The organism is Nocardioides sp. SYSU D00038 (assembly GCF_016924665.1).
GTDB lineage: Bacteria > Actinomycetota > Actinomycetes > Propionibacteriales > Nocardioidaceae > Nocardioides.
In genome coordinates, this window is sequence record NZ_JAFFJT010000021.1 from 1 (window position 1) to 16,874 (window position 16,874).

Annotated in this window: 17 protein-coding genes and 1 pseudogene; all 18 read right to left on the reverse strand. The window is 74.9% G+C overall.

Going from position 1 to position 16,874, the window contains the following annotated elements; all coding sequences use genetic code 11:
- A pseudogene (locus tag JT721_RS12270) lies at window positions 1–205 on the reverse strand (hypothetical protein); the annotation flags it as partial.
- 131 nt (window positions 206–336) lie between these two features.
- The gene (locus tag JT721_RS12275) at window positions 337–1,725 is read right to left on the reverse strand and encodes an NAD(P)/FAD-dependent oxidoreductase (RefSeq protein WP_205473432.1); all 1,389 of its coding nucleotides are present in this window, start codon (window positions 1,723–1,725) and stop codon (window positions 337–339) included.
- A 53-nt stretch (window positions 1,726–1,778) separates the two neighbouring features.
- Complete coding sequence (locus JT721_RS12280; protein ID WP_205473433.1) at window positions 1,779–2,600, reverse strand: DUF1206 domain-containing protein; 822 nt, start codon at window positions 2,598–2,600, stop codon at window positions 1,779–1,781.
- Window positions 2,601–2,672: 72 nt separating this feature from the next.
- Window positions 2,673–4,049 carry an NAD(P)/FAD-dependent oxidoreductase gene (locus tag JT721_RS12285; protein WP_205473434.1) on the reverse strand — a complete coding sequence of 459 codons (1,377 nt, stop codon included), beginning with the start codon at window positions 4,047–4,049 and terminating at the stop codon, window positions 2,673–2,675.
- A 41-nt stretch (window positions 4,050–4,090) separates the two neighbouring features.
- Complete coding sequence (gene nusB / locus JT721_RS12290; RefSeq protein ID WP_205473435.1) at window positions 4,091–4,498, reverse strand: transcription antitermination factor NusB; 408 nt, start codon at window positions 4,496–4,498, stop codon at window positions 4,091–4,093.
- 1 nt (window position 4,499) lies between these two features.
- A complete protein-coding gene (gene efp, locus JT721_RS12295; protein WP_205473436.1) occupies window positions 4,500–5,063 on the reverse strand; it encodes an elongation factor P in 564 nt (187 codons plus the stop codon).
- Window positions 5,064–5,226: 163 nt separating this feature from the next.
- The gene (locus tag JT721_RS12300; protein WP_307828023.1) at window positions 5,227–5,664 is read right to left on the reverse strand and encodes a type II 3-dehydroquinate dehydratase; all 438 of its coding nucleotides are present in this window, start codon (window positions 5,662–5,664) and stop codon (window positions 5,227–5,229) included.
- Window positions 5,661–6,791, reverse strand: a complete 1,131-nt coding sequence (gene aroB / locus JT721_RS12305; RefSeq protein ID WP_374220885.1) for a 3-dehydroquinate synthase — start codon at window positions 6,789–6,791, stop codon at window positions 5,661–5,663. Before aroB ends, JT721_RS12300 begins: the two co-directional genes overlap by 4 nt.
- Window positions 6,784–7,260, reverse strand: coding sequence for a shikimate kinase (locus tag JT721_RS12310; protein WP_240340658.1), 477 nt, complete (start codon window positions 7,258–7,260; stop codon window positions 6,784–6,786). The genes aroB and JT721_RS12310 overlap by 8 nt, the downstream gene beginning before the upstream one ends.
- Before the next feature lie 65 nt (window positions 7,261–7,325).
- Window positions 7,326–8,504 (reverse strand): chorismate synthase, encoded by a 1,179-nt coding sequence (aroC, locus tag JT721_RS12315; RefSeq protein WP_205473438.1) that lies wholly within the window; start codon window positions 8,502–8,504, stop codon window positions 7,326–7,328.
- Window positions 8,505–8,547: 43 nt separating this feature from the next.
- Window positions 8,548–9,360 (reverse strand): A24 family peptidase, encoded by an 813-nt coding sequence (locus JT721_RS12320; RefSeq protein ID WP_205473439.1) that lies wholly within the window; start codon window positions 9,358–9,360, stop codon window positions 8,548–8,550.
- A gap of 31 nt (window positions 9,361–9,391) precedes the next feature.
- Window positions 9,392–10,201 (reverse strand): shikimate dehydrogenase, encoded by an 810-nt coding sequence (locus JT721_RS12325; protein WP_205473440.1) that lies wholly within the window; start codon window positions 10,199–10,201, stop codon window positions 9,392–9,394.
- Window positions 10,201–11,433, reverse strand: coding sequence for an endolytic transglycosylase MltG (gene mltG / locus JT721_RS12330; RefSeq protein ID WP_205473441.1), 1,233 nt, complete (start codon window positions 11,431–11,433; stop codon window positions 10,201–10,203). The genes JT721_RS12325 and mltG overlap by 1 nt, the downstream gene beginning before the upstream one ends.
- Window positions 11,433–11,900 carry a Holliday junction resolvase RuvX gene (ruvX, locus tag JT721_RS12335; protein ID WP_205473442.1) on the reverse strand — a complete coding sequence of 156 codons (468 nt, stop codon included), beginning with the start codon at window positions 11,898–11,900 and terminating at the stop codon, window positions 11,433–11,435. The genes mltG and ruvX overlap by 1 nt, the downstream gene beginning before the upstream one ends.
- Window positions 11,900–14,605: an alanine--tRNA ligase gene (alaS, locus tag JT721_RS12340; RefSeq protein ID WP_205473443.1), complete on the reverse strand. Its 2,706-nt coding sequence runs from the start codon at window positions 14,603–14,605 to the stop codon at window positions 11,900–11,902. The genes ruvX and alaS overlap by 1 nt, the downstream gene beginning before the upstream one ends.
- Window positions 14,605–14,889, reverse strand: coding sequence for a DUF6167 family protein (locus tag JT721_RS12345; protein ID WP_205473444.1), 285 nt, complete (start codon window positions 14,887–14,889; stop codon window positions 14,605–14,607). The genes alaS and JT721_RS12345 overlap by 1 nt, the downstream gene beginning before the upstream one ends.
- Window positions 14,886–15,473: a hypothetical protein gene (locus JT721_RS12350; protein WP_205473445.1), complete on the reverse strand. Its 588-nt coding sequence runs from the start codon at window positions 15,471–15,473 to the stop codon at window positions 14,886–14,888. The genes JT721_RS12345 and JT721_RS12350 overlap by 4 nt, the downstream gene beginning before the upstream one ends.
- Window positions 15,474–15,517: 44 nt before the next feature.
- A complete protein-coding gene (locus tag JT721_RS12355) occupies window positions 15,518–16,861 on the reverse strand; it encodes a replication-associated recombination protein A (RefSeq protein WP_307828025.1) in 1,344 nt (447 codons plus the stop codon).
- Window positions 16,862–16,874: the final 13 nt, after the last annotated feature.

The window sequence follows — 16,874 nt, forward strand, 5'->3', positions numbered from 1 at the left end:
CGGGCGGCGCCGGCGGGGCCGCCGCGAGGTGCGGCGGCGGGGGCGGGGGCATCCGCGGCGGAGGCGGCGGCGGTACGGCGACCGGCCGGTGCTCGCCGCCCGGGTGGCGCTCGGCGGCGGCGTACGCCGTGAGCTCCTCGGGGGTGTACAGCCGGTCGCTGGTGTCGTCGGGGTCGGGGGCCGACCGGTGCGGCGACTGGGTCATCTCGTCCTCCTGCGCGGGGGGCGGCGAGTCGGAAGTGGGCGCGGGTGCCGCCCCGCCCGTGCCCTCCTTCCCCCGAACCCGCCGCGCCACACCTCGCACCGGTCGCGCCGCGGCCGGCGCCGGGGACCGGCTCAGGGCTGGGCGAGCCCCGGCACCGGCAGGCGGGACAGCGCCGACTCGATCGCCCGGTGGAAGGTGGGGTAGGCGAAGTGCATGGTGCGCAGCACGGGCACCGGCACCCGGGCGTGCACCGCGGTCGCCAGCAGCCCGAGCACCTCCCCGCCGTAGGGCCCGACCACGGTCGCACCGACCAGGATGCCGCGCTCGGTGTCGGCGACGAGCTTGACCAGCCCATCGGCGCCGGCGCCGTGCACCCAGCCACGGCTCGACCGCGCGAGGTCCGCCGTGCTGACCGCGACCGGCAGCCCGGCCTCGCGGGCCGCGGCCTCACCGAGACCCACCGAGGCCACCTCGGGGTCGGTGAACGTCACCCGGGTCAGCGCCCGGTAGTCGGCTCCCGGGCCATCGACGCCGAGCAGCTCGCGCACCACGATGCCGGCCTGGTAGCGGGAGACGTGGGTGAACGCGCCCTCGCCGGTGATGTCGCCGACCGCCCAGAGGCGCTCGGCGGCGCGCATCCGCTCGTCGGTGGCCACCCGGTCGGCCCCGGGGTCGAGGCCGACGGTCTCGAGGCCGACGTCGGCGAGGTTGTTGCTGCGGCCGGCGGCCACCAGCAGCTGGTCGGTCTCGAGGCTGCCGTCGGCCAGGGTGAGCCGGAATCCGGCGGGGCCGTGCTCGACGCGGCGCAGCTCCACCCCGGTGCGCACGTCGACGCCGTCGGCGCCCAGGGCGCGGGCGAGCAGCGCACCCGCCTCCGGCTCGTCGGCGCCGAGGATGCGGTCGGCCGCCTCGAGCAGGGTCACCCGGCTGCCGAACCGGGCGAAGACCTGGGCCAGCTCGACGCCGTTCGGCCCGCCGCCCACCACCACCAGCCGGTCGGGGACCTCGGTGACCTTCACCGCCTCGCGGTTGGTCCAGTACGGCGTCGCGGCCAGCCCGTCGACGGGGAGCCGCTGCGGCTCGGTGCCGGTGTTGAGCACGACGCCGCGGGCGGCGGTCAGCTCGAGCGGGCCGTCGTCGGTGTCGACGACGACCCGGCCGGGCCCGGCCAGCCGACCGTGGCCGCGGACGATCCGGACCCCTGCCTGCTCCAGCGGCTCGACGTGGTGGTGGTCGGTCCAGTCGTGGTTGGCCTCGCGGACCCGGGCGGCGACCGGCGCCCAGTCGGGGTGCACGTCGGCGCTGCCGGCGAGCGGGTGCACGCGCCGGGCCTCCCCCAGCAGGTCGGCGGCGCGGATCATCAGCTTCGAGGGGGTGCAGCCCCAGAACGGGCACTCGCCCCCGACCAGCCCCCGGTCGACGCCCACCACCGCCAAACCCGCCTCGGCGAGCTTGCGGGCCGCGAACTCGCCGCCCGGTCCGAGCCCGAGGACCACGACGTCGACGTCCTGCTGTGCCATGGCCCCACCCTCTCAGGCGACCGGCTGCCCGGGCGGCAGGCACGATCGGCCGCTCAGCGGTCGAGGTGGCGCGACCAGGCGAAGCAGAACAGGCCGTAGGCGCCGATGCCGAGCGCGGTGACGATCAGCAGCACCGGCCCGAACGGCTGGTCGAGCACCTCGCGCAGGGCCTGGTCGAGGCCGCCGGACTTCTCGGGGTCGTGGGTCGCGGCGGCCCACCCGAACAGCACGCCGACGATGCCCAGCGCCACGCCCTTGGCGACGTGGCCCACCCGGCCCAGCCAGGTGTACGCCGTGCCGGTGCTGCCGCTGCGCCCACTGTGCTCGAGGTCGCGGAGGAACCGGTCGCTCACGCCCTTCCAGACCAGGTAGCCCCCGACGGCCAGCACGCCGGCGCCGACCAGCCCGACGAGCAGCTGGCCACCCGGCAGGCCGAGCAGCTTGGCGGTGGTCGAGTCGGTGCCGCCCCCGCCCGAGGAGCCCGAGCCGGTGGCGACCTGCAGGGTGCTCACCCCCAGGGCGAGGTAGACGACGGCCCGGCCGGCCGAGCCGACGCGCTTGCGGGTGCGCGTGAACCCGTCGTCGTCGCGGTGGCCCAGCGCCGCCTCGAGGCCCTGCCAGAGCACGAGGAGGAGCAGGCCGACCGCGACGGCCCAGACCAGCACCTGCCCGAACGGCTGCTCGGCGAGCTCGCGCACGGCGCCCTTCTGGTTGGGCGAGCCCTCGCGGTCGCCCAGCGCCAGCTGCACCGCCAACCAGGCGATGACCAGGTGCACGACGCCGTAGGCCAGCAGGCCGGCCCGGGCGGCCCAGTCGACGGCATCGCTGCGGTCGGCCCTCGACGCGGCCCGGCCGGCGCGGCTGGTGGTGGTCATGGCGGTGTCCTCTCCCTCGGACCCGCCCGCTACCCCGGCGGGGTGCCGCCCATCCTCGGCGCCGGCCCTCCCTCAGGAGAGGTCGGCCAGCGCCGACTCGATGGCCCGGTGGAAGGTCGGGTAGGCGTAGATCATCCCGCGCAGGGTCGCCACCGGCACCGCGGCGTGCACCGCCACCGACAGCAGGCCGACGATCTCGCCGCCGGCCGGGCCGACCACCGTCGCGCCGACCAGCACCCCGCGGTCGGCGTCCTCCACCACCTTGACCAGTCCGCGGGCGCCGGGACCGTGGGTGAAGCCGCGTGACGACTGCTCGAGCCGGGTGCTGCCGGTGCGCACGGTCAGCCCGGCGTCGCGGGCGGCCTGCTCGGTCAGGCCGACGCCGGCAACCTCGGGGTCGGTGAAGGTCACGTGGGGCACGGCGTGGTAGCTCGCCGGGTCGCCGTCCTCGCCGGTGATGTCGCGCAGCGCGACCGCCGACTGGTACATCGAGACGTGGGTGAAGGCGCCCCGGCCGGTGACGTCGCCGATCGCCCACAGCCCGTCCTGCACGCGCAGCCGCTCGTCGACGTCGAGCACCCGCGCGCTCGGGTCGAGACCCACCGTCTCCAGACCGAGGTCGTCGAGGTTGGGGGTGCGCCCGGCCGCGACGAGCAGCCGGTCGGCGGTGAGCGTCTCGTCGCCGACGGCCAGGGTGAAGGTGCCGTCGGCGTACGACGCGCGGGTGAGCTCGGCGCCGGTCAGCACCCGGATGCCCTCCTCGGCGAAGGTCGCGGCGACCAGCTCGGAGGCCTCGGGCTCGTCGCCGGGCAGCAGGCGGTCGCCGTGCTGCACGACGGTGACCCGCACCCCGAACCGGGCGAACACCTGGGCCAGCTCGCAGCCGATCGGCCCGCCACCCACCACCACCAACGACCCGGGCAGGCCGGCGGTGCGGACGGCGTCGCGGTTGGTCCAGTACGGCGTGTCGGCCAGCCCCTCGACGGGCGGCACCGCGGGCCGGGTGCCGGGGTTGAGCACGACGCCGCGGCGGGCGGTGTAGGTGACCGGTTCGGAGCCGTCGGCGAGCTCCACCGCGACCCGGCGCCGGCCGGCCAGGCGGGCGGTGCCGTGGTGCACGGTGGCTCCGGCGTCCTGGAGCCGCTCGACCGCGACCCGGTCGTCCCAGTGGTCGGTGGCCTCGACGGAGACGCGCCGGGCGACCGGCGCCCAGCTCGCCGTCACCGAGACGTCGCCGGCGAGCGCGGCGGCGCGACCGGTCTCGGCGAGCGCGTCGGCCGCGCGGACCATGATCTTGGTGGGGATGCAGCCGTAGTAGGGGCACTCGCCGCCCACCAGGTGCTTGTCGACCGCGACGACCTCGAGGCCGGCCCGGGCCGCGCCGGTGGCGAGCGCCTCGCCGCCGGGTCCGGTGCCGATGACGACCAGGTCCACCTCGCGCTCAGTCATGCGCCCAGCATGGCGCAGGTCGGCTCGTCCTGGGCGGCAGGTCAGACCAGCGTGGCGCGGTTGCGGGCGATGCTGCCCAGCACGCCGTTGACGAACTGGGGCGAGTCGTCGGTCGAGAGCTCGGTCACCAGGCCGAGCGCCTCGCTCACCGCCACGGCCGGCGGCACGTCGTCGGACCAGAGCAGCTCCCAGACGCCGAGCCGCAGCACGTTGCGGTCGACGGCCGGCATCCGGTCGAGGGTCCAGCCCTCGGCGTACTCGGCGAGCAGCTCGTCGATCCGCGCCCGGTGCTCCTCGACACCACGCACCAGCACGCCGGTGTAGGGATTGGTGGGCGCGTCGCCCTCGCGGACCACCCGCTCCAGCGCCTCGGTCGCCGACTCGCGTCGCACCTCGGCGGCGTAGAGGATGTCGAGCGCGCGCTTGCGCGCCTTGGAACGGGCCGCCACGTCAGCCCGAGACCCGCCCGAGGTAGGAGCCGTCGCGGGTGTCGACCTTGATGCGCTCCCCCTGGGTGATGAACAGCGGGACGGCGACGGTGGCGCCGGTCTCGACGGTGGCCGGCTTGGTGCCGCCGGTGGAGCGGTCGCCCTGGAGGCCGGGCTCGGTGTAGGTCACCGAGAGCTCGACCGAGGCCGGGAGCTCGATGTAGAGGACGCGGCCGTCGTTGGTCGCGACGATCGCCTCCTGGTTCTCGAGCATGAAGTCCGACGCGCGGCCGACGACCTCCGGCGGGACCTCGAGCTGCTCGTAGGTCGCGGTGTCCATGAAGACGTAGCTGGTGCCGTCGTTGTAGAGGTACTGCATCGTGCGCTTGTCGACGTTGGCCGTCTCGACCTTGGTGCCTGCGTTGAAGGTCTTGTCGACGGTCTTGCCGGACTCGACGGCCTTGAGCTTGGTGCGCACGAAGGCCGGGCCCTTGCCGGGCTTCACGTGCTGGAACTCGATGACGGTCCAGAGCTGGCCGTCGAGGTTGAGCACCATGCCGTTCTTGAGGTCGTTGGTCGATGCCATGCGCGCGCTGCTGCCTTTGCCTACGAGGTACGGGGAACGTCGCCCGGCCGGTGCCGGTGAGGGCCGCGGGCAACAGCCGCTCAGTCTAGTCATCGCCGGTGGTCACCACGAATCCAGCGCCGTCGAGTCGTCGTTACCCGGCACGAGTATCGACGACTCGGCGTCAGCGGAGTGCGGCCGCGAGGTGCTCGAGGGCCAACCGGTAGCCGTCGACGCCGTGGCCGGCGATCACGGCGGCGGCGTGGGGGGTCACCACGGAGGTGTGGCGGAACTCCTCGGGGCGCTGGGCGGGGTCGGAGAGGTGCACCTCGACCAGCGGGGCCGTGAGCTGGGCGCAGGCGTCGAAGATCGCCCACGAGTAGTGGGTCCAGGCCGCCGCGTTGAGCACGACCGGGGTGGCGTCGTCGGCGGCCTCGTTGAGCCGGTCGAGCAGCACGCCCTCGTGGTTGGTCTGCTCGAACACCACGTCGAAGCCGTGCTCGGCGCCCCAGCCGCGGCACAGCTCGGCCAGCTCGTCGAGGGTGGTGTGGCCGTAGATCTCCGGCTGGCGGCGGCCCAGCCGGCCCAGGTTGGGGCCGTTGAGCACCAGCACGCGAGTCACCGGGCGCCCCGCACCGCGTCGTACGCCGCACGCAGGTGGGCCTCGTCGGGTCCGGCCAGCACCCGGGGACGGGCCAGGTCGTCGAGCACCACGAACCGCAGCTGCGAGCCGCGCGCCTTCTTGTCCACGCGCATCGCGGCCTCGAGGGTGGCGTAGTCCGCCCCGTCGTAGGACGTCGGGAGGCCGACCCTGCCGAAGGCGGACCGGTGCCGCTCGACCAGTGCGGGGTCGAGCGACCCGGCCCGGGCGGCGAGCTCGGCGACGAAGACGCAGCCGATGGCGACGGCCTCGCCGTGGCGCACCCGGTAGTCCTCGGCCCGCTCGATGGCGTGGGCCAGGGTGTGGCCGTAGTTGAGCACCTCGCGCCCGGGGTGGCCGTCGGCGCCGCCGGTCTCGCGCAGGTCGGCCACCACCACGTCGACCTTGACCCGGATCGCCCGCTCGACCAGCTCGCGCAGCACCGGCGAGCCGGCGTCGAGGGTCGCGGGGTCGGTGGTCTCGACCAGGCGCAGGATCTCCGGGTCGGCGATGAAGCCGCACTTCACGACCTCGCCGAGGCCGGCCACCAGCTCGGCGCGCGGGAGGGTGGCGAGCAGGTCGAGGTCGCACAGCACGCCGGCCGGCTCGTGGAAGGAGCCCACCAGGTTCTTGCCCGCGGCGGTGTTGATGCCGGTCTTGCCGCCCACCGCGGCGTCGACCATCGCCAGCAGCGTGGTCGGCACGTGCACGACGCGCACCCCGCGCAGCCAGGTCGCGGCGACGAAGCCGCCGAGGTCGGTGGTCGCGCCGCCCCCGACCGTCACCACCACGTCGGAGCGGGTGAAGCCGGCGGCGCCGAGCGCCTCCCAGCACGCCGCGGCGGTGGTCGCCGACTTCGCGGCCTCGCCCTCCGGCACCGGCAGCGCCAGCACGTCGTACGACGCGAGCGCGCCGAGCACCGGGCCAGCCAGGTGGGCCAGCCCGACCGGGTGGACCACCGCGACCCGCTGCACCCCGGTGCCCAGCACGTCCGGCAGCCGACCGGCCAGCCCGTGTCCCACGACCACGTCGTACGGCGACCCGCCGCCGACGTGCAGCACGGTGTCGGTCTCGGTGTCGGTCTCGGTGTCGGTGCTGCTCTCAGGCACGCTCGACCGCCTCCCTGATCTCGTCGGCCACATCCTCGGGAGTGCGGCCGTCGGTGTCCACCGAGATCGTGGCGACGGACTCGTAGACGGGGGTGCGCTCGTCGAGCAGCGCCTTGATCCGCGAGCGCACGTTGCCGAGCAGCAGCGGCCGCGAGGTGCCGAGCCCGACCCGCTTGACGGCGTCGGCGAGCCCGACCCGCAGGAAGACGACGGTGTGCCCGGCCAGCCGCTCGCGGGTGGCCGGGTCGAGCACCGCGCCACCGCCGAGGGCCAGCACGCCGGCGTGCTCGGCGAGCGCGGTCGCGACCGCCGCTCGCTCGAGCGCGCGGAAGTGCGCCTCGCCGGAGTCGACGAAGATCTCGCTGATCTCGCGGCCCTCGGTCGCCTCGACGTCGTGGTCGGTGTCGCGCACGCCCACGCCCCAGGCCTCGGCCAGCAGCCGGGCGACCGTGGTCTTGCCGGCGCCCATCGGGCCGACGAGCACGACCCGGGGGCCGGTCACCGGGTCGCTCACCGGGTCGCTCACCGGGCCGGTCACCGGTAGGTCAGCGAGTCGAGGTAGGACTGCGCGTTGCGGCGGGTCTCGCCCACCGAGTCGCCGCCGAACTTCTCCAGCACCGCGTCGGCCAGCACCAGCGCGACCATCGCCTCGGCGACGATGCCGGCGGCCGGCACGGCGCACACGTCGGAGCGCTGGTGGTGGGCGACCGCGCCCTCACCGGTGGCGACGTCGACGGTGCGCAGCGCCCGCGGCACGGTCGCGATCGGCTTCATCGCTGCGCGCACCCGGAGCACCTCGCCGGTGGTCATGCCGCCCTCGGTGCCGCCGGAGCGGCCGCTGACCCGCCGGATGCCCTCGTCGGTCGGCACCATCTCGTCGTGGGCCAGCGAGCCGGGGGTCGCGGCGAGCGCGAACCCGTCGCCCACCTCGACGCCCTTGATCGCCTGGATGCCCATCAGCGCGCCGGCGAGCCGCGAGTCGAGGCGGCGGTCCCAGTGCACGTGGGAGCCCAGGCCCGGCGGGAGGCCGTGGACGACGACCTCGACCACGCCGCCGAGGGTGTCGCCGTCGTCGTGGGCGCGGTCGATCCGGGCCACCATCGCGGCGCTGGTGTCAGGGTCGAGGCAGCGCACCGGGTCGTCGTCGAGGCGCTGGACGTCGTCGGCCTCGGGCCACAGGCCGTCGGGGGCGCGAACGCCGCCGAGCTCGATCACGTGGGAGACGATCCGGGCGCCGACCGCCTGCTCGAGGAAGTTCGAGGCCACCCGCCCGAGCGCGACCCGAGCGGCGGTCTCACGTGCCGAGGCCCGCTCGAGCACCGGCCGGGCGTCGTCGAAGTCGTACTTCTGCATCCCGGCGAGGTCGGCGTGGCCGGGCCGCGGGCGGGTCAGCGGCGCGTTGCGGGCCAGCCCGGCGAGGGTCTCGGGGTCGACCGGGTCGGCCGACATCACCTGCTCCCACTTGGGCCACTCGGTGTTGCCGACCTCGATCGCGACCGGGCCGCCCTGCGAGCGGCCGTGCCGGACGCCGCCGACCAGCGTCACCTCGTCCTGCTCGAACTTCATCCGGGCACCGCGGCCGTAGCCGAGCCGGCGCCGGGCGAGGGAGTCGCGGATGTCGTCGGAGGTGACCTCGACGTGCGCCGGCAGCCCCTCCAGCACGGCGACCAGGGACGGGCCGTGGGACTCGCCCGCGGTGAGCCAACGCAGCATGGCCCCAGTCTCCCATCCCGCCGGCGCCGCCCGACGCGGGGCGTCAGGGTCCGAGACCACCCGCGAGCGGATCGCCGAGCAACAGCCCCAGCAGCGCCCCCAGCAGCATGAACGGGCCGAACGGGAAGGCCACCTTCATCAGCGACCAGCTCCGGTGGGCCGCGGCGAGCAGCAGGCCGGGGACCACGAACACGATGAACCCGAGGTAGACGCCGACCAGCAGCTCGGGCCACCCGGCCCAGCCCAGCACGAAGCCCACCAGGGCGGCCAGCCGCACGTCGCCGAAGCCCATTCCGGCGCTGCGCACCCACCACAGCAGCCAGAAGAACGAGCGCACCACGAGCAGCCCGACCAGGGCGCGCACCAGGTCGCCGCGCTCCCCCGTCACCAGCGCGCCTGCCGCCCCGGCGAGCACCACCAGCCCGGTCGCAGGGAGCACCAGGCGCTTCGGGAGCAGCCGGCTGCGCCAGTCGACCACCGCGAGTGCCAGCAGCACCGGCAGCAGCACCAGCAGCACGGCCAGCTCGGGGCCGAGGCCGAGAGCCAACCCCAGCACCGCGCCCACCGCCGTGCCCGCCACCGCCGAGCCGACCGCGAGGCCGCGCAGCCGGCTCATCTCGGCGAAGGTCTCGCGGGTGCCGTCGTCGGCCCGCAGCCCCCACAGCCGCACCACCGGCGCCGGCCGGCGCGGTCGGCGCCGCGCCGGCGGCTCGGCCTGGGGCTGCTGCAGCTCGGGCTGCGGGTCGGGTGGCGGCTCCGGCGGGAGCTCGGGCACCGCCCGCACCACCGGGGGCACCAGGACTCCGCCCGCGGCCCCCGCCGCGGCGCCGATCAGCACGGCGACCAGCGTGCTCACCCGGTTCTCGTCCCAGTGCGCATCCCGGTGCTCATCCCAGCCGGCCTCGGGCCGCCAGCGCCCGCTCGCCCGCGGCGCGCATCGCCGCCAGCGGCGCCGGACGGCTGGTGAACAGCTCGACCTGGTGGACCGCCTGGTGCACCAGCAGGTCGAGCCCGCCGACCACCACGCCGGTCGCGGACCGCGCTAGCGGGGTTGGCCACGGGTCGTAGACGACCTCGAACAGCACCGGCACCTCACCCACCCGGGCCACGAGCTCCTCGCTCTGCGCCGCCGCGGGCACCGTCGAGACCACCACCTCGCCCTCGACCGGCGCGGTCGCGAGGTCGGCGACGACCACCTCGGGGGCCGAGGGGTGGCTCGCCACGACCGCCCGGGTCTCCGCGGCCCGTCCGGAGTCGCGGGCCAGCAGCACGACCCGGGTCGCGCCCAGCTCCACCAGCGCCAGCCCGGTCGACGCGGCCGTGGCGCCGGCGCCCAGCACGGTCGCGCTGGTCACCGGCCCGTCGTGGCGCTCCCGCAGCGCGGCCACCGCACCGGGCAGGTCGGTGTTGTCGGCGAAGAGCGCGTCCTCGTCGCGCACCAGCGTGTTGGCGGCCCCCACCAGGCTGGCCCGGCTGCTCACCCGGTCGGCGAGCCGGATCGCTTCCCGCTTCAGGGGCATGGTCAGCGACAGACCCCGCACGTCGTCGCCCAGGCCGGCCACGAACTCCGCCAGGCCGCCGGCCGGCACCCGCACGGCGTCGTACTCCCAGTCGAGCCCGAGCTCGGCGTACGCCGCGCGGTGCAGCACCGGGGAGAGCGAGTGGGCGACGGGGTCACCCAGGACGGCGCAGCGCATCAGCAGCGGTCGGACTGGGTCTCGCAGTACTCCTGGTACTCCTGCTTGAACTGCAGGAACTCGTCGTAGTCGTCGGTGAACTTGGTCTCCCCCGTCTCGAGGTTGACCGTGACCCAGAAGAACCAGGGCCCCTTCGCCGGGCTGAGCGCGGCCTCGATCGCCGCGTCGCCGGGCGCCTCGATCGGGCCGGGCGGCAGGCCCTTGGTGCGGTAGGTGTTCCACGGCGAGTCGGCAACGGAGTCGATGTCGGCCTCGGTGACGGCAGTCGTGCCGGAGCGGCCGAGCGCGAAGTTGACGGTGGCGTCGATCTGCAGGAAGCCCGCGGTCGGGTTGGGGTCGATCTCGAGCCGGTTGTAGATCGCCCGGGAGATCTTGACCATGTCGTCGCCACGGCCCTCCGCCTCCAGCATCGAGGCGATGGTCATCACCTCGTGCGGGGTGTACCCGAGTCGGTCCGCCCGCTGCTCGAGCTGCGCCTCCTCGGCCGACTGGCGCCAGCGTGCCACCATCTCGCGGAGCATGTCGTCGGGCTTGGCCCCCGGCGCGAACGCGTAGGTGGCCGGGAACAGGTAGCCCTCCGCGTTGCCGCCGGCGTAGTCAGGCAGGCCCAGGGCGTCCGGCCTGCCGAGCACCCGCTCGAACCTGGCCTTCTTGAAGCCGGTCTTCTCGACCAGGATGTCGACGATCTGCTTGACCTGCAGGCCCTCCGGGATCGTCACCTGGGTGTTGATCGTGTTGCCCGGGTCGATCAGCACGTCGAGGGCGTCGGCGGCCTTCATCTGCTCCTTGAGCAGGTAGAAGCCCGGTTGGATCCGCGACGACGCCGGGTTGGCCTGGGCGGCGCTGATGAACGCGTCGACCGAGGCGACCACGTCGGCGCTCTTGAGCTTGCGGCCGATCGCGGCCGAGGAGTCGCCCGGGACCACCTCGACGGTCACCTCGCCGGAACCCGGCCCGGGGTAGTCCTCGGGCTCGCCGAAGGCGTCGCGGATCGCGTCGAGGCCCTTGGTGGCCCCGACGTAGAGGGCCCCGAGCACCAGGGCCAGCACCACCAGCGCGACCAGGCAGCCGAGCGGGCTGCGGCGGCGCCGGCCGGCCCGGCGCCCACCGTCGCGGTGGTCGTCGTGGCCGTAGTCGTCGTAGTCGTCGTAGTCGTCCTCGGGGACGTCGTGGGTCTGGTCGTAGGGCGCGGCGTGGGAGCCGGAGTACCCGTCGTTGCGGTGGTCGCTCATCAGCTCTCCTCGACGATCTCTCCGGGTGCCCTCCCGCTGGTGCGCTCGGTGTCGAGCGTGTGCTGGAGGATCAGCACGGCCGCCGCCTGGTCGACGACCGCCCGGCGGCCGGCGCCCTTGCGGCCCCGGTCGCGCAGCATAGCCTCGGCCGACACGGTGGTGAGCCGCTCGTCGACCACCCGCACCGGCACCGGCGCGATCCGGCCGGCCAGCAGGCCCGCGAACTCGCGCACCTTGGCCGCGGCCGGGCCCTCCCGGCCCGACAGCGACCGGGGCAGGCCGACCACCACCTCGACGACCCGCTCCGGGCCGCCCTCCTCGGCGAGGATGGCCGCGATCCGGGCCAGGTCGCCGCGACCGCGCCGCACGGTCTCGACCGGCGTCGCGAGGAAGCCGGACGGGTCGCTGCGGGCGACCCCGATCCGGGCGTCCCCGGGGTCGATCCCCAGCCGCACCCCGGGACGCATCAGCCGGAGGCCGCCACGGTCGTGGTGACCAGGGCCAGCGCCTCGGCGATCCGGGACGGGTCGGTGCCGCCGCCCTGGGCGACGTCGTCCTTGCCGCCGCCCTTGCCGCCGACCAGCGGGCCGACGGCGCGGACGAGCTCGTTGGCCGACAGCCCGCGCTCGCGGGCGGCGTCGTTGACCGCGGCCACCACCGAGACCTTGCCGTCGGCGTCGCCGATCACCACGACCACGCCCGGACGTCCGGGGGCCAGCCGACCGCGCACGTCCATCGCGAGCGTGCGCACGTCGCCCCCGCCCGCCCCCGGTGCGTGGTGGGCCACGACGGCCACGCCGTCGACGTCCTCGGCGGACTCCGCGAGCGTGCCGGCGGCGGCGAGCAGCTCGCGCACCCGGGCCCGCTCGATCTCCTTCTCGGCGCTGCGCAGCCGCTCGACCAGGTCGCCCACCCGGGCCACGAGGTCGTCGGGCTGGGTCTTGAGCAGCCCGGTGAGCTGGTTGACCACGTCGCGCTCGCGGGCCAGGTACGCGAAGCCCTCGACGCCGGTGAGCGCCTCGATGCGCCGGTTGCCCGAGCCCACCGAGGACTCCCCGGTCACCACGATCGTGCCGATCTGGGAGGCGTGGTCGACGTGGGTGCCGCCGCACAGCTCGCGCGACCAGGGGCCACCGATCTCGACGACCCGCACCCGGCTGTCGTCGTAGGTCTCGCCGAAGAGCGCGATCGCACCCCACTCGCGGGCCTCGGCCAGCGTCATGTACTGCCAGCCCACGGGCAGGTCGGCACGCAGCGCCTGGTTGGAGACCTGCTCGAGGTCGTGCAGCTGCTCGGGCTTGAGCCCGGTCGTCCACCCGAAGTCGAGCCGCAGGTAGCCGGGGCGGTTGTAGGAGCCCGACTGGAGCGCCGAGGGGCCGAGCACCTCGCGCAGCGCGGCGTGCACGACGTGGGTGCCGGAGTGGGCCTGGCGGGCGCCGGTGCGCCACTCGGGGTCGACCCGCGCGTGCAGCAGCCCGTCGGGACCGAGCTCACCGTCGACGACGCGGACCTGGTGCACCACCAGGCCGCGCACCGGGCGCTGCACGTCGAGCACCTCGAGGCGACCGCCCTCGAAGTCGATGTGGCCGGCGTCGGCCGCCTGGCCGCCCGACTCGGCGTAGAACGGCGTGCGGTCGAGCACCAGCTCGCCCACCTCGCCCTGTGCCAGCGAGGTCGCCGGCCGCCCGGCCCGCAGCAGCGCCAGCGGGCGCGACTCGGTCTCGAGCGTCTCGTAGGCGAGCCACTCGGTCGGGCCGTGGGCGTCGAGGATGCCGCGGTAGACGGTGGTGTCGGCGTGCTGGCCCTTCTTGGCGCGGGCGTCGGCCTTGGCCCGCTCGCGCTGCTCGGCCATCAGGGCCCGGAACCCGGGCTCGTCGACGGTCAGACCGGCCTCGGCCGCCATCTCCAGCGTCAGGTCGATCGGGAACCCGTAGGTGTCGTGGAGCGAGAACGCCTCGTCGCCGGCCAGCGTGGTGCCGCCGCTGGAGCGGACCTTCTGCGCGGCCAGGTCGAAGATCTGGGTGCCGGCCTGGAGGGTCTTGCGGAACGCCTCCTCCTCGGCGAAGGCGACCCGGGCGATCCGGTCCCAGTCGGTGTGCAGCGAGGTGTAGGTCTCCCCCATCTTGTCGCGGCTGATCGGCAGCAGCTCGGGCAGCGCCGGGTCGTCGTAGCCGAGCAGCCGCATCGAACGCACCGCACGCCGCAGCAGCCGGCGCAGCACGTAGCCGCGGGCCTCGTTGCCGGGGGTGACGCCGTCGCCGATGAGCATCATCGAGCTGCGCACGTGGTCGGCGACCACGCGGAACCTCACGTCGTCGTCGCGGTCGGCGCCGTAGCGCTTGCCGGTGAGCTGCTCGGCCTTCTCGATCACCGGGAACATGACGTCGATCTCGTACATGTTCTCCTTGCCCTGCAGGAGGAACGCGACGCGCTCGAGGCCCATGCCGGTGTCGATGTTCTTCTTGGGCAGCGAGCCGAGGACGTCGAAGTCCTCCTTGCTGCGCACCGCGCTGAGCTCGTCCTGCATGAAGACCAGGTTCCAGATCTCCAGCAGCCGGTCCTCGAGCTCGACCGGCATGTCGGGGCCGAGCCGGGTGGGGTCGAAGTCGGGACCGTGACCGGGGCCGCGGTCGTAGAGGATCTCCGAGCACGGACCGCCCGGGCCGGGCACGCCCATCGACCAGTAGTTCTCGCGCTTGCCCAGGCGCAGGATCCGCTCCTCGGGCAGACCGGTGACCTTGCGCCACAGCGCGAGCGCCTCGGCGTCGTCGGCGTAGACGCTGGGGTACAGCCGACCCTCGTCCAGGCCCCAGCCGCCGTCGGCCAGCGGCTTGGTGACCAGCTCCCAGGCGAGCCGGATCGCGCCCTCCTTGAAGTAGTCGCCGAAGGAGAAGTTGCCGCACATCTCGAAGAACGTGCCGTGCCGGGTGGTCTTGCCGACGTCCTCGATGTCGGGGGTGCGCACGCACTTCTGCACGCTCGTGGCCCGGTCGTACGGCGGCGTCTCCTGGCCCAGGAAGAACGGCTTGAACGGCACCATGCCGGCGTTGACGAACAGCAGGTTCGGGTCGTCGAGCAGCAGCGACGCCGACGGCACCGGTGTGTGCGCCCCCACCGCCGTGTCGTGCTCGAAGTGGGCGATGAACCGGCGCCGGATCTCCGCGGTGTCCATCAGGTGGTGCCTTCCGTGTCGGGGCCCGCCGGCAGCTCCGGGCGGGTCGTGGTGGCGGCGGTGCCGCTGCCGAGGGCCGGTACGGCGAATCGCTCGCGCAGCTCGCTCTCCTTGTCGGCCTTGCCCTGCGCGACCTCGTCGCGGAACATCCGCAGGCCCACCGCGGCGCCGTTGAGCCGGTCGGAGATCCCGTCGACGGTCAGCGCCTCGGCCGCACGGCGGCCCCGGACCATGACGTAGATCCCGGCCCCGGCCCCGGCGACGAACCAGAGGCCGCGACTCATGCCGGGCTGCCCTCTCGCATCCCCGGCGACGTCATCCCCGGGCTCGTCCCGGGTGCGCCACCGGCGGCGCGCTGCTGCGCGTCCCAGGCACGACGGGCGCGGCGGCTGTCGGCGCGTCGCTGCTTGCGCGAGCGCTTGACCTCGCGGCGCATCTCGAACCGGATCCGGTTGCGGGTCTCCGGGGCGAGCGCCCGGCGCAGTCCGTGGGCCAGCGACACCGACTGCACGACGGTCTCCTGCAGGAGCGCGTCGGCGAACAGCCGTGGCTCGACCACCGGCGCCGGGCCGGGGTCGGCGTCGTCGGTGACCGCCTCGCCGAGGCCGGTGATGACGTACTCGCGGTCGTCGGTGCGCACCGCCGCCGGCTCGACCGGGGCCGCGGCCCGCGCGCCGGTCTCCTCGAGCCGCGCCAGCCCGGCGCGTAGCTCGGCGAGCTCGTGCTCGAGAGCCGTGACCCGGTCGCCCGCGGCCCGGGCGCGCCGCTGCGCCACCGCCAGGACGGCGGTCGCGGCCAGCACGACCAGGACCACCACTGCGGCGAGGACCAGCAGGGCCCAGGCGGGCAGCGTCTGGTCGGGGCTCATGGCATCCGACCCTATCGCGGTGCGCCCACCCCGGCGGACGCCGGTCAGCGCCGGCCCCGCACCATCCGGCGCACCCGTTCCCAGCGCTCCTTGATCGCCGCCTCGGCCCCCAGCGCGGTGGGCCGGTAGTACTCCGCGTCGAGCACGGCGTCGGGCGCGTACTGCTGCTCGGCGATGCCGTAGGGCTCGTCGTGGCTGTACTTGTAGGTCTTGCCGTGGCCCAGCTTCTTCGCACCCGAGTAGTGGGCGTCGCGCAGGTGGGCCGGCACCGGGCCGATCTTGCCGGCCCGGACGTCGGCGGTGGCGGCCGCCAGGGCGGTGGTGACCGCGTTGGACTTCGGGGCGACCGCCAGCGCGATCACCGCGTGGGCCAGGTTGAGACCCGCCTCGGGCATGCCGATCAGCTGCACCGCCTGGGCGGCGGCGACGGCGGTGGTCAGGGCAGTCGGGTCGGCCAGCCCGACGTCCTCGCTGGCGAGGATCACCAGCCGGCGCGCGATGAAGCGGGGGTCCTCCCCCGCCTCGATCATCCGGGCCAGGTAGTGCATGGCCGCGTCGGCGTCGGAGCCGCGGATCGACTTGATGAAGGCACTCGTCACGTCGTAGTGCTGGTCGCCCTGGCGGTCGTAGCGCACCGCCGCCTGGTCCACGGCGGTCTCGGCGGTCTCGAGGTCGACGACCGCGGAGCCGCGCGCGGCCGCGGCGCCGGTGGCGGCCTCGAGGTAGGTCAGCGAACGGCGGGCGTCGCCGCCGGCCAGCCGCACCAGGTGGTCGAGGGCGTCGTCGTCGACGGTGAACTCGCCGGCCAGGCCGCGCTCGTCGGCCAGCGCCCGGGCCAGCACGCCGCGGACGTCGTCGTCGGTCAGCGACTCCAGGCGCAGCAGCAGGCTGCGCGAGAGCAGCGGCGAGATCACCGAGAAGAACGGGTTCTCGGTGGTCGCGGCCACCAGCGTCACCCAGCGGTTCTCCACGCCGGGCAGCAGGGCGTCCTGCTGGGCCTTGGAGAACCGGTGCACCTCGTCGACGAAGAGCACGGTCTCGCGACCGGTGGCGACCAGCTCGGCGCGGGCGCCGTCGATCGCCGCGCGGACCTCCTTGACCCCCGCCGAGACCGCGGAGACCTCGACGAACCGGCGCTGGGTCTGCTGGCTGACGATGGCGGCGATCGTGGTCTTGCCGGTGCCCGGCGGCCCCCACAGCAGCAGCGAGAGCGACTGGTCGCCCTCGATCAGCTGGCGCAGCGGCGAGCCGGGAGCGCGCAGCTGGGCCTGGCCGACGAGCTCGTCGAGCGAGCGCGGCCGCATCCGGACGGCCAGGGGCGCAAACGCGTGGTCCGACCCGGACAGCGAGCCGCCGCCCGCCGGTGCCACCTCGAACAACCCGTCCACGTCCTCACCGTAC